Here is an 11,571-nt window from a genome sequence, read left to right on the forward strand (position 1 = left end):
CTCCCCCTGTGGGAGAAGGTGTCGCCGAAGGCGACGGATGAGGGGTGTTCCAGGGAACGCCGGCGTCTCACTCCGCTGGAACACCCCTCATCCGTCTCGGCGCTGCGCGCCGATCCACCTTCTCCCACAAGGGGAGAAGGACAAGGCGCTAGATCATGTCCGACAGGTCTGAGAACGCCATCGCCCTGCGCAGCACCTCGGCGAAGCGTTCGCCGGCGACCTCCTTGTCGCCGCCATTGTCGATCGACGTGACGTCCGGTCCCGTCAGCTTGACGTTCGTGCTGCGCGCCAGACGGGCAAGCACTTCGCCGCGCGATTCGCGGCCGCGCGCCGCCAGCCGCTCGGCGAGGATCTCCGGCGCCGCCGTGATCTCGACCACGGCCAGATTGGCGTAGCGTTCGCGCAGCGCCGGGATGACCGCGCGCGACACGTTGGCGACCGCCACATGGCCGTTCGCCACGGCCCAGTCGACATCGGCCGGCAGGCCGTAGCGCAGGCCGTGCGCGTCCCAGCACAGCGAGAAGGCGCCGTCGGCCTCGGCTTCGGCGAAGGCGGCATCGGCCAGCGTGTCGTGGTCCTCGCTTGCCGTGTCGCTCGGCCTGGTGATGACGCGGCGCACGAATTCCAGCCGCGTCTCGTCGGCAAAGCGCTGCTTGGCGTAGCCGATCACCGTATCCTTGCCGGCGCCACTCGGGCCAACCACCGCCACGAAGACGCCGTTGCGGATCGGCAGGCTCTCGGCCAGCTCGCGCTCGATGAGGGCCGACACCATCATGCGACCCGGCGGCCCTGGCGCCACACGGTGCGCACGACCGGCACGTGGTCGTCGACGCGCACCCGTACCAGATCGGCGCGTCGGCCCGGCTCGATGACTCCGCGATCGGCAAGGCCGACCGCTTCGGCCGGGTTCTTGGAGACCATGGCGACCGCCTGCGGCAGCGAAATCCCTTCGACGACGTCGCCGAGGAAGAAGGCCGACTGGATCAGGCTGAAGGGGATGTAATCGGAGGACAGGATGTCGAGCAGGCCGTCGGCGGCGAGCGTGCGCGCCGAAACGTTGCCGGAATGCGAGGCGCCGCGCATGACGTTCGGCGCGCCCATCAGCACGCCGAGGCCTGCGGCCTTCGAGGCCTTGGCCGCCTCTTCCGTCGTCGGGAACTCGGCGACCCGCACACCTTGCTCGATCGCTTCGTTCACATGGCCGGTGGTGGCATCGTCATGGCTGGCCAGCACGATGCCGCGCTCCTGGCAGGCGGCCGAGATGAAGACGCGGTTCGGACCGGAATTGCGGGCCGATTCCGCCATCCGCTTCTCGCAGAATTTCTTGAAGTCACGGTCCGTCAGCTTCAGTTTGCGCTGGTAGTAATAGGCATAGGTCTCGAGATTGACGAACTGGCGCTGTCCGGGCGCATGGTCCATCAGCGAGGCGAGCTTCACCCGGTCGTCGGTCTCGAAATTGGCGAAAGCCTCGAGGCAGTCCGGCGCCGAGACTTCGCAGCGCAAGTGGATGAAATGGTCGGCCCTGAGCCGATCGTGGCGCACGCTGTCCTCGATCGCGTCGGCCAGCTTGCGAACGTCGTCGGATTTCAGGTCGGCGTCCTCGTCCATGCCGACGCGCAAGGCGTCGAGCACGGTGGTGATGCCTGCGGTCGCCACCTGCGCATCATGGGCGAGCACGGCGGCGATCGGGTTCCAGCGTACTTTCGGGCGCGGCGCGTAATGACCTTCGAGGTGATCGGTGTGAAGCTCGACGAGGCCCGGGATGATATAATCGCCGCCCATGTCCTCGCCGGTTCGGGCAGCGCCCGGCTCGACGGCGGCAATCAGGCCGTCGCGCAACAGAAGCGAACCTTCGACGATTTCGTCGGGCAGCACGATGCGGGCATTGGTGAGAACGGTTTCGACGGTCATCTCAGGCGGTCCTATCTCAAGCGGTCGGTCGGCGGTCATCCAGAGCAATTCCAGGAAAAGTGTTTTTGCGGTTTTCCGTTTGGAATTGCGTAAAACAAAGAGATAGGGCGGTTCAGCGTTTCCGCTGATCCGCCCTAGGCGGTCTTGCGGGCAGGGCTGCGGCCAAGCGCATGGTGGGAAAGCGCCATGAACGGCGCACCGGGCTCGCTTTCGACGAACAAGGTCAGCGCATCCACCGGCACCGGCTGGCGCAGGATGTCGGCGAACAGGCCGTCTATCGCTGCCCGAAGACGTGGGCTTTCCTGTGGCCCGACGCGCCCCGACAGCGTCATGTGGAAGCGGAACGTGTCGAAGACGTAAGGATAGCCCCATTGGCAGAGGTTGCGGAACTCGTCCGGCTTCAGCGCATCGGGGCTGCGGCGCTCGATCTCGGTCTCGGTCAGCGGCGCGCGGAACGGATCGAAGGCGCGCACCACCTCGCCGGCAAAATCGTTGAGCGGCGCAAACTGCGTTTCCGGCACCAGCGCGAAGAAGCCGTCGATCTGCCCGACGACCAGACGCGGGATGACGACCGGCGGCGTCGCCTCGGCGAAAGTGTCGAGCGCGGCGCGCAGCGAGGCTTCCGTCTCGTTCGCCGCCAGCCGGAACGGCGCCTTCAGCGTCGCGTGGAACCCGTAACGCCTGGCGGAGGCGGTGTGGAAGGCGACTTCCGCGGCCGACAGGTCGCCCACGGCCTCGACCGGCCGCGTCGCCGCGCCGAACGGGTCGCGGCCCAGCCAGTTGGCGGCAATGCGCGCCAGCTTCTCGTCCTGTCCCGGGGTGTAGTAGATGGCGTAGCGCATGGGCGTTCCTCGTCAAGCGCTGCGCGCCCCGAAGGATCATGCGACACGCTTCAAGTCATTGTCCTGGCAGGTCGTGGCCCAAAAACGCCGGAGCGTTTACGGCGACATGCACCGGAACCGCTGCCATAGGTGATTTCCATGACGGATTGACGAAGCTTTCATGGGTTTTCGAAGGCAAGTCCAGCCGCCAGGTGCTTAGCCGACGATTTTTCTCAACTGGACCAACGGCTTTGCCGGCCTGCCGGTCAGGCCTTCATCAGCCACTCATGCTCGGCCGCGTTGTGGAATTTCCACGTCCGCTTCGGTCCGGCCATGACATTGAGGTAATAGAGGTCGTAGCCGTGGCAGGCCGCGCAGGGGTGATAGCCCTTCGGCACCAGCACGACGTCGCCGTCCTCGATGGCCATCGCTTCGTCCAGCTCGCGCACGCCGTTGCGGTCGGCATCCGTGTAGACGCGCTGGAAGGCAAAGCCCTGCGGCGGGTTGAGCCGATGGTAATAGGTCTCCTCGAGATAGGATTCCGCCGGCAGATTGTCCTGGTCGTGCTTGTGCGGCGGATAGCTCGACGTGTGGCCGCCGGGCGTGATCACCTCGACCACCAGCAGCGAATCCGCCGGCTTGCCCTCGGGCAGGATGTTGGTCACGTAGCGCGTGTTGGTGCCCTTGCCGCGCACCTCCTGGCCGAGATCGTCAGGCCCGATGACGCGCACCGGCAGGCTGCCGCTTAAGCCAGGCGCCGAGCAGACGGCGAGCTCCAGCTCGGTGTCGGCGGTCACCGACCAGTCGGCGCCTTGCGGCACATAGACCGACCACGGCTTGCCTTCGAAGGGCGACATGCGCTCGCCGAGCAGGCCAAGATCCTTGCCGCCGGCCGAGGCCTTGCCCTTGCCGGTGACGAAGACCAGGCAGACCTCGCGGTCGCCGGTCTTGCCGGACACCGTCTCGCCGGGCTTCAGCCGATGCAGATCGAAACCGACATAGGTCCAGCCGGCGCTTTGCGGTGTGACGTGAGCGACGTGGCCGTGGCCCTTGTCGGCCTTGACGAGCAGTTTCGACATTTTTTGTCTCCTATTCCTGGACGCCCGATTGGCGCAGCTAAGAATCCGATGGGCTATCGCGAAAACCTTGGAGATTAGCCGGTTCCCTCGCGACGTCGTCATTCTAGGGCGGAGCGACGCGAAGCGGCGCGCAGACCCTAGAATCCATGCCGTTACCTCGGTCGTAGAATGCAGTGGTGCAGAAAGAGGCTGTCTGGGCCGGCGTTCCGGCGCCATTGTCTACACCGTCGCAACACTTCAAAATCACGGCATGGATCCTAGGGTCTGCGCTGCGTCGCTTCGCTCCTTGCTCCGCCCTAGGATGACGAAGCGAGGGGCGTTCCGGCCAATCGCCGACGCATGCGATCCGTCATGCACGTAGCATCCGGTACACAAAACCTCCGCGCCGTGCATCCCAATCATTCCTTCGGCTCGGCCGGAGGTTTGGCCTCCTCCGCCGGCTTGTAGAGATAGAAAAACTGCCACACCGCATAGCCGGCGAAGCCGAGCGCGATGACGCCCCAGAACGGCGTGCCGGAGGCGAACTCGATCGCCGACCAGACCAGGCAGACCGCGACGACCGCGATGCGGCGCCACAGCGGCCGGAAGAAGGGATGCTCATAGTCTTTCATTGCGCCAATCCAGGATTTGTCCAAAGCGCAACGGATAAACCGAGCGCGCCGACTAATCCATCATTCATGACAAATCACCGTTCAGGCCGGAAACCCTTGTGTCTCCACCGTGTAGCCGGCAGCCGTCATCACCCGCATCAGCTCCTCGTGGCCGACCTGCGCCATCTTCAGCGGCGGGTTCTTCTTCGGATCCTGCTCGGCTTCCACCACGAACCAGCCTTCATAGCCGTGATCGGCGAAGCGCTGGACGATGGCGCCGAAATCGAGCGAGCCGTCGCCGGGCACGGTGAAGGCCCCGAGCGCCACCGCATCGAGGAAGGACTGCTTGGTACGATCGAGCCCCTCGATCACGCCCATGCGCACGTCCTTCACATGGACGTGGTTGATGCGCTTGTGGTGGTTGTCGATGGCGCGCAGCACGTCGCCGCCGGCAAAGGCGAGATGACCGGCATCGAGCAGAAGCGGGATGCCTTCGCCGGAATGGCGCATGAAGGCGTCGAGCTCCGGCTCGGTCTCGACCACGGCGGCCATGTGATGGTGGTAGGAAAGCGGCATGCCCTGTTCCGCGCACCATTCTCCGAATTCAGTGACGCGGCGGCCATAGGCCTTCATCTCGTCACCGGTGAGCTTCGGCTTGGTGGCCAGAGGCTTGGAGCGGTCGCCCTGGATGGAACGGCCGACCTCGCCATAGACGATGCAGGGCGCGGCGACCGCCTTGAACAGGTCGATCATCGGCTGGATGCGGTCCTTGTTCCTGGCCAGGTCCTCATTGACCAGCGTGCCGGAGAACCAGCCGCCGCAAAGCGTGACGTCGGCTTCCTTCAGGATCGGCAGCATCACCTTCGGATCGTTGGGGAAGCGGCGGCCCATCTCCATGCCGGTGAAGCCGGCCGAGCGCGACTGCGCCAAGCATTCCTCCAGCGACACGTCATCGCTCAACTCCACGAGATCGTCGTTCCACCATGCGATGGGGGACATGCCCAGTTTGGCTTTCAAGTCGTCACTCCACTGTCGGTTCGTTGCGAGCCCGGTTCAGCCCTTTCGGCTGCCCACGGCTTCCTCGTATTTCTTGCGCGCGGCGTTGACCTGGGGCCGCGACGAGACTTCCGGTACGGCGACGTCCCACCAATGACCGCCGGCATCGGTCGAAACCAGCGGATCGGTGTCGATGACCAGCACGGTCGTCTTGTCGTTCTTCTTCGCCTTGGCCAGCGCCGTCTCCAGCTCGGCGATGGAGGCCACCTTCTCGGCGATGGCGCCGAGGCTCGCCGCATGCGCGGCGAAGTCGACGTCGGGCATCACCTCGTGACGGGCGTCCTTCAGGAGATTGTTGAAGTTGGCGCCGCCGGTCGCCATCTGCAGCCGGTTGATGCAGCCATAGCCGCGATTGTCGAGCAGTACGACGGTGAGCTTCAGGCCAAGCATAACCGAGGTCGCGATCTCGGAATTCAGCATCAGATACGAGCCGTCGCCGATCATGACGACGACCTCCTCGTCCGGCTTGGCCATCTTCACGCCGAGCCCGCCGGCGATCTCATAGCCCATGGTCGAGAAGCCGTATTCGGCGTGGTAGGAACCCGGCGCGCCGGCCTGCCAGAGCTTGTGCAATTCGCCCGGCAGACCGCCCGCGGCATGCAGCAGCGTGATGCCCGAGCCCATGGCGCGCTGCACAGCGCCGATCACCTGCGCGTCGGACGGATAAGCGGCATTGGTCGAGGCCGTCACCTTGGCGGCGGCCGCCTGCCACTCCGTCTTGCCCTTCAGCGCATTGTCGGTCCAGGCGGCCGGCGCCTTCCAGCCCTTCAGCGCGGCGGAAAGTTCGGCAAGCCCTTCGGCCGCGTCGGCGACCAGCGGCAGCGCCCAGTGCTTGCCGGCGTCGAAGACCTGGCTGTTCAGGCCGATGATGGTGCGGCCGGCATTCTTGAACAGCGCCCACGACCCGGTGGTGAAGTCCTGCAGCCTGGTGCCGACGGCAAGCACCACGTCGGCCTCTTCCGCCAGCCGGTTGGCGGCGGAGGTGCCGGTGACACCGACAGCGGCCATGTTGAGCGGATGGTCGTCCGGCAGCGAAGACTTGCCGCCCTGCGTCTCGCAGACAGGAATGCCGGCGCCCTGCACCAGCTTGGCGAGCTCGTCCGAGGCCTGCGAATAAAGAACGCCGCCGCCGGCGATGACCAGCGGCTTTTTGGCCCCTTTCAGCGCCGCGACCGCCGCCGCCAGCTCATTGCGGTCCGGGCGCAGCCGGCGCGGTGTCCAGATGCGCTCGGCAAACAGGCTTTCGGGATAATCATAGGCCTCGGCCTGCACGTCCTGGCAGAGCGAGAGCGTCACCGGGCCGCATTCGGCCGGATCGGTCAGCACCTGCATGGCGCGGTTCAGCGCCGGGATGATCTGCTCGGGCCGCGTGATGCGGTCGAAATAGCGCGACACGGGGCGGAAGCAGTCGTTGACGCTCGCCGTGCCGTCGGAGAAATCCTCGGCCTGCTGCAGCACCGGGTCCGGCAGGCGGTTGGCGAAGACGTCGCCGGGCAGGAACAGGACAGGCAACCGGTTTACATGCGCAAGGGCCGCTGCCGTCACCATGTTGAGCGCGCCCGGGCCGATCGAAGAGGTCGCGGCCATGAAGCGGCGGCGGAAATTCGCCTTGGCGTAGGCGATCGCCGCATGCGCCATCGCCTGCTCGTTATGGGCGCGGAAGGTCGGCAGCTCGTCGCGCACCTGGTAGAGCGCCTCGCCGATACCGGCGACATTGCCATGGCCGAAGATCGCCCAGACGCCGCCGAAGATCGGCACTGTCTTGCCGTCGATCACGGTCATCTGCCGGCTAAGGAAGCGGGTCACGGCCTGCGCCATCGTCAGGCGAACGGTCTTGCTCATTGTCGTTTCCTCCGGCTTTCGTTGACGCCGTTTTCTTATGCTGCCCGTGTTTCTTATGCTGCTTTACGGCCGCGCGCGGCAAGCCAGGCCTCGGTCAGCTGCTCGAAGCGCGCGGCCATGTCGGCCACCGCCTCGTCATCCGACATCTTGCCGGCCAGCCATTGTTCGGCGGCGTTGATGAAGATGGTGCGACCGACCGCAAATCCCTTGACGATCGGCGCATTGCTCGTCGCGGCAAAGGCCGCGACCAGCTCGTCCTGCGGCGCCTCCAGCCCGAGCAGCACGACGCCGCGGCACCATGGATCGTTCTTGACGATCACCTGTTCGATCTTTGCCCAGGCGCCTGCCGAAGCCTGCGGCTCCAGCTTCCACCAGTCGGGCTTGATGCCCAGCGCATAGAGCTCCTCCAGCGCGCGCGGAATGGTGGTGTCGTCCAGCTTGCCATGCTTGCCGGCGATGATCTCGACCAGCAGCTCCCGGCCGACCTTCCGCGCCGCCTCGAACAGCGCGCGCAGCTTCTGCTGCTGCTCGACTTTAAGCGCTTCCGGGTCGTCCGGGTGATAGAAGCACAGGCATTTGATGCAGTGGTCGACCGGCCATTCGGTAAGCTGCGAGCCGATATCCTGCGAGAACTCGAAGCGCAGCGGCCGCGATCCGGGCAATTCGACCGGACGGCCGAGCCAGGCAAAGGGGTGGCGGGCGAATTCGAACATAGCGTCGCGGCCATATTTCTCGTCGATCAGCATGCCGTAGCCGTCGCGGCCAGCGGCGACCTTGGCCGCAGCCTTGACCGTCAGCACCTTGAAATCGGGAATGCGTGCAACGTCGGCGCCGACTTTCGCCGCGACGTCTTCCAGCTGGACGCGATGGTCGCAGGCCAAAGCCATCAGCGAGGGTATGTCCCGCCGCCGCGTCGTCGCCCAATGGATGTGGTTGATCGCCTCGTCCTTGCGCAACGCCAGATGCTTGCTGCCGTGCTTGAGGAAGAACTGCAGCTCCTCGAAGGTCGGATATTCCGGCGCGCAGAGCAGGCGCGAGACGGCAAAGGCGCCGCAGGCATTGGCCCAGGTGGCGGCGGTGGCAAAACTCTCGCCGCCCAGCCAACCGCGCAGGAAGCCGGACATGAAGGCGTCGCCGGCGCCCAGCACATTGTAGATCTCGATCGGAAAACCCTTGCCGACGATGCCGTCCTCGAGGTCGTCGCTGATCGGCCCGTCATAGACGATGCAGCCCTTGGCGCCGCGCTTGAGAACGATGGTGGCCGAGGACAGCGCGCGGATCGTCTTCAGCGCGCTCAGGCAATCGTCGGCGCCCGACGCGATCATGATCTCTTCCTCGGTGCCGACGATGAGATCGCAATCGGGCAGCACCGTCTTCAGCTGCGCCGATACCCGGTCCGACTTGACGTAACGCTCGAAACCCTCGGCATGGCCTGCAAGGCCCCAGAGGTTCGGGCGGTAGTCGATGTCGAACACCACCTTGCCGCCCTTGGCTTTCATCAGGCGGATCGCCTTGCGCTGCGCGGCATCGGAATTGGGACGCGAGAAATGCGTGCCGGTGACGACCACCGAGCGGGCCGAGGCGATGAAGGCCTCGTCGATATCCTCTTCGGCGAGCGCCATGTCGGCGCAGTCCGAGCGGTAAAAGATCATCGGCGAGACGCCTTCGCTCTCGACCGAGAGCAGCACCAGCGCCGTCAGCCGTTCCTTGTCGGTCTTCAGCCCGTCGACCGAGACGCCCTCGCGCCGAAGCTGTTCGCGGATGAAGCGGCCCATCTGCTCGTCGCCGACGCGCGTCAGCAGCGCCGAGCGCAGGCCGAGCCTCGCCGTGCCGACGGAAATATTGGCCGGGCAGCCGCCGACCGACTTGGCGAAAGAGGCGATGTCCTCCAGCCGCGAGCCGATCTGCTGGCCATAGAGATCGACCGATGCGCGGCCGATGGTGATGACGTCGAGCGGCGGGTATTTCCCTTCCACGGCTTCGCCCATTCGAACCTCCCATCAGCCTTGTTGTGCAGAGCAGCGTCGTTTTGGACAGCACGCGCCAAGGGCGGCGTGGTGCCGTCAATATGAAATATTAATTCCAATCCGTAGTCAATATGGAATGAGCGTTCCCGTGCCGAAAAGCGCTTCCCGGCGAGGGCTCAGCCCTTGCGCCGGCGCCCGGCTTCGCGGCGCTTCTCGCCGACGGCGACGGTTAGCGCCATGGCCAAAGCCATCGTCGCCGAAATCGAACGGAAGCCGCCGAAATCGGCCTCGGCGACCTCGAACCAGACCTTGGCGAACTGCGCCAGCGGCGAGAAGGACGAGTCGGTGATCGCCACGATCGGCACGCCCTGCTCCGCGATCGAGCGCGTCTCTTCGATGGTCGCGGGCGCATAGGGCGAGAAGCTGATGGCGATGACGGCGTCGCGCGGCGTGGCGAAGCCGATCATCTCGGCATTCAGCCCGGCGGCCGATTCCACCAGCTGGTTGCGGATCTTGAGCTTGCCCAGCGCATAGGCGATGTAGGAGGCGACCGGATAGGAGCGGCGCTTGGCCAGCACATAGATGGTCTCGGCTTTCGCCAGAAGCGCCACCGCCTCTTCGAAATGCGCATCGTTGAGCGAGCGCGAAATGTCGCCCAGCGAGGTGCTGGCAGCGGCGACGAAGCCGTCGAAGATCGCCCGATGGCCGCCGCCGTCCTCGGCCTTGGCGCGCAGCGCCGCCAGCCGCTCGTCATAGGAGGAATTGCGCTCGCGCAGGCGCTCGCGGAAAACCTGCTGCAGGCTGGTGAAGCCGTCGAAGCCGAGCTGCTGGGCAAAACGGATCAGCGTCGAGGGCTGAACGCCGGCCGAGGCGGCTATGCTTGCCGCCGTGCCGAACGCGATGTCGTCGGGGTTGTCGAGCGCATAGGCGGCGATCTGCGCGATGCGCTTGGGCAGGCTCGCGCGCCTGTCCAGGATCGTCGCGCGCAGTGTTTCGAAATCGCGAGGCACCCGTTCGTCCATCGTCGCTCCGCCTACGCCCATAAAGATCTATCCCTCTCCTGCCTCATCATAGCGAGTTCACGCAAGAACACCATAAAAAATGATTTGGATGTTCCATTCTCAGGTGAAATGGACTAATTCATCCATATAGACTCCTCTATTCTGGAGACAATCGACATGGTCGCAGTGGGCCTCATCGGCACGGGCTTCATGGGCAAGTGCCACGCCATCGCCTGGAACGCGGTGGGCACGGTCTTTCCCGATGTCGAGAAGCCGCGACTGGTGCATCTGGGCGAGGTCAATGACGAGCTTGCCCGGCGCAAGGCCGGCGAGTTCGGCTTCGCCAAAGGCTCCGGCGACTGGCGCGCCGTGGTCAACGACCCGGAGGTCGACGTCGTCTCGCTGACCACGCCCAACCAGTTCCATCCCGAGATGGCGATCGCCATCCTGGAAGCCGGCAAGCATCTGTGGTGCGAGAAGCCGATGGCGCCGAGTTTCGCCGAGGCCGAGACCATGGCGGCCGCGGCGAAGAGATCCGGCAAGGTCGCCGTGCTCGGCTACAACTACATCCAGAACCCCGCAATTCGCCACATCGGCGCGCTGCTCGAGGAGAAGGTCATCGGCGACGTCAACCTCGTGCGCATCGAGATGGACGAGGATTTCATGGCCGATCCGGAAGCGCTGTTCTTCTGGAAGCACGAGGCTTCGTCCGGCTATGGCGCGCTCGACGATTTCGCCGTCCATCCGCTGTCGCTGATCAAGGCGCTGTTCGGCCGTGTCAGCCGCGTCATGTGCGACATGGTCAAACCCTATGCCGATCGCAAGACCGCTTCCGGCGCCCGCCGCGCGGTCGAGACCTACGATATCGCCAGCGTCTTGATGCATCTCGAGAACGGCGTTGCCGGCACGCTGCTGGTCAACCGCTCGGCCTGGGGCCGCAAGGGCCGCATCGCCATCCAGATATTCGGCTCGAAGGGCTCGATCCTCTACGACCAGGAGCGGATGAACGAGTTCCAGCTCTACCTCACCGCCGACCGGCCGACCGAGCAGGGCTACCGCACCATCCTGGTCGCGCCGCATCACAAGCCCTATGATTCGTTCCTGCCGGCACCCGGCCATGGCCTCGGCTTCAACGACCTCAAGATGATCGAATGCCGCGAGCTCCTGATGCGCATCGCCGGCAAGCCGGCCCGCATCATCGACTTCGACGAGGGGCTGGAGATCGAGCGCACCGTGCATGCCATGGCGCGCTCGTTCCAGAAGCAGCGCTGGGTCGATGTGAGGTGATAGAGCCAGGCGTTGCC

Annotated in this window: 10 protein-coding genes; 1 reads left to right on the forward strand and 9 read right to left on the reverse strand. The window is 65.3% G+C overall.

Features of this window, described 5'->3' with window-relative positions; all coding sequences use genetic code 11:
- Nucleotides 1-148: 148 nt before the first annotated feature.
- The 9 genes from phnN to WDX12_RS10360 form a co-directional block, all read right to left on the reverse strand.
- Entirely contained in the window at nucleotides 149-775 is a 627-nt protein-coding gene (gene phnN, locus WDX12_RS10320) for a phosphonate metabolism protein/1,5-bisphosphokinase (PRPP-forming) PhnN (RefSeq protein ID WP_320294022.1), read from the reverse strand.
- Nucleotides 772-1,911 carry an alpha-D-ribose 1-methylphosphonate 5-triphosphate diphosphatase gene (locus tag WDX12_RS10325; protein WP_434724796.1) on the reverse strand — a complete coding sequence of 380 codons (1,140 nt, stop codon included), beginning with the start codon at nucleotides 1,909-1,911 and terminating at the stop codon, nucleotides 772-774. The genes phnN and WDX12_RS10325 overlap by 4 nt, the downstream gene beginning before the upstream one ends.
- Before the next feature lie 134 nt (nucleotides 1,912-2,045).
- Nucleotides 2,046-2,753, reverse strand: coding sequence for a DUF1045 domain-containing protein (locus WDX12_RS10330; protein ID WP_320294024.1), 708 nt, complete (start codon nucleotides 2,751-2,753; stop codon nucleotides 2,046-2,048).
- A 245-nt stretch (nucleotides 2,754-2,998) separates the two neighbouring features.
- Nucleotides 2,999-3,811 carry a 5-deoxy-glucuronate isomerase gene (iolB, locus tag WDX12_RS10335; RefSeq protein ID WP_434724797.1) on the reverse strand — a complete coding sequence of 271 codons (813 nt, stop codon included), beginning with the start codon at nucleotides 3,809-3,811 and terminating at the stop codon, nucleotides 2,999-3,001.
- Between the two features lie 398 nt (nucleotides 3,812-4,209).
- The gene (locus tag WDX12_RS10340) at nucleotides 4,210-4,422 is read right to left on the reverse strand and encodes a DUF3329 domain-containing protein (protein WP_140786137.1); all 213 of its coding nucleotides are present in this window, start codon (nucleotides 4,420-4,422) and stop codon (nucleotides 4,210-4,212) included.
- Between the two features lie 81 nt (nucleotides 4,423-4,503).
- On the reverse strand, nucleotides 4,504-5,418 hold the full coding sequence (gene iolE, locus WDX12_RS10345; RefSeq protein ID WP_434724798.1) for a myo-inosose-2 dehydratase: 915 nt from the start codon (nucleotides 5,416-5,418) through the stop codon (nucleotides 4,504-4,506).
- Nucleotides 5,419-5,454: 36 nt separating this feature from the next.
- Nucleotides 5,455-7,299 (reverse strand): 3D-(3,5/4)-trihydroxycyclohexane-1,2-dione acylhydrolase (decyclizing), encoded by a 1,845-nt coding sequence (iolD, locus tag WDX12_RS10350; RefSeq protein ID WP_434724799.1) that lies wholly within the window; start codon nucleotides 7,297-7,299, stop codon nucleotides 5,455-5,457.
- A 53-nt stretch (nucleotides 7,300-7,352) separates the two neighbouring features.
- Complete coding sequence (locus tag WDX12_RS10355; RefSeq protein WP_434724800.1) at nucleotides 7,353-9,287, reverse strand: bifunctional 5-dehydro-2-deoxygluconokinase/5-dehydro-2-deoxyphosphogluconate aldolase; 1,935 nt, start codon at nucleotides 9,285-9,287, stop codon at nucleotides 7,353-7,355.
- A 155-nt stretch (nucleotides 9,288-9,442) separates the two neighbouring features.
- Nucleotides 9,443-10,288, reverse strand: coding sequence for a MurR/RpiR family transcriptional regulator (locus WDX12_RS10360; protein ID WP_224586284.1), 846 nt, complete (start codon nucleotides 10,286-10,288; stop codon nucleotides 9,443-9,445).
- 156 nt (nucleotides 10,289-10,444) lie between these two features.
- Here WDX12_RS10360 and WDX12_RS10365 point away from each other — a divergent pair, with 156 nt between their 5' ends.
- The gene (locus WDX12_RS10365) at nucleotides 10,445-11,554 is read left to right on the forward strand and encodes a Gfo/Idh/MocA family protein (RefSeq protein ID WP_434724801.1); all 1,110 of its coding nucleotides are present in this window, start codon (nucleotides 10,445-10,447) and stop codon (nucleotides 11,552-11,554) included.
- Nucleotides 11,555-11,571: the final 17 nt, after the last annotated feature.

Source organism: Mesorhizobium sp. RIZ17 (assembly GCF_051127865.1).
GTDB classification, from domain to species: Bacteria; Pseudomonadota; Alphaproteobacteria; order Rhizobiales; family Rhizobiaceae; genus Mesorhizobium; species Mesorhizobium humile.

Coding starts and splice junctions, on each gene's coding strand:
- phnN (WP_320294022.1), bottom strand. CDS start 775: ATGATGGTGTCGGCCCTCATCGAGCGCGAGCTGGCCGAGAGCCTGCCG.
- WDX12_RS10325 (WP_434724796.1), bottom strand. CDS start 1,911: ATGACCGTCGAAACCGTTCTCACCAATGCCCGCATCGTGCTGCCCGAC.
- WDX12_RS10330 (WP_320294024.1), bottom strand. CDS start 2,753: ATGCGCTACGCCATCTACTACACCCCGGGACAGGACGAGAAGCTGGCG.
- iolB (WP_434724797.1), bottom strand. CDS start 3,811: ATGTCGAAACTGCTCGTCAAGGCCGACAAGGGCCACGGCCACGTCGCT.
- WDX12_RS10340 (WP_140786137.1), bottom strand. CDS start 4,422: ATGAAAGACTATGAGCATCCCTTCTTCCGGCCGCTGTGGCGCCGCATC.
- iolD (WP_434724799.1), bottom strand. CDS start 7,299: ATGAGCAAGACCGTTCGCCTGACGATGGCGCAGGCCGTGACCCGCTTC.
- WDX12_RS10355 (WP_434724800.1), bottom strand. CDS start 9,287: ATGGGCGAAGCCGTGGAAGGGAAATACCCGCCGCTCGACGTCATCACC.
- WDX12_RS10360 (WP_224586284.1), bottom strand. CDS start 10,288: ATGGACGAACGGGTGCCTCGCGATTTCGAAACACTGCGCGCGACGATC.
- WDX12_RS10365 (WP_434724801.1), top strand. CDS start 10,445: ATGGTCGCAGTGGGCCTCATCGGCACGGGCTTCATGGGCAAGTGCCAC.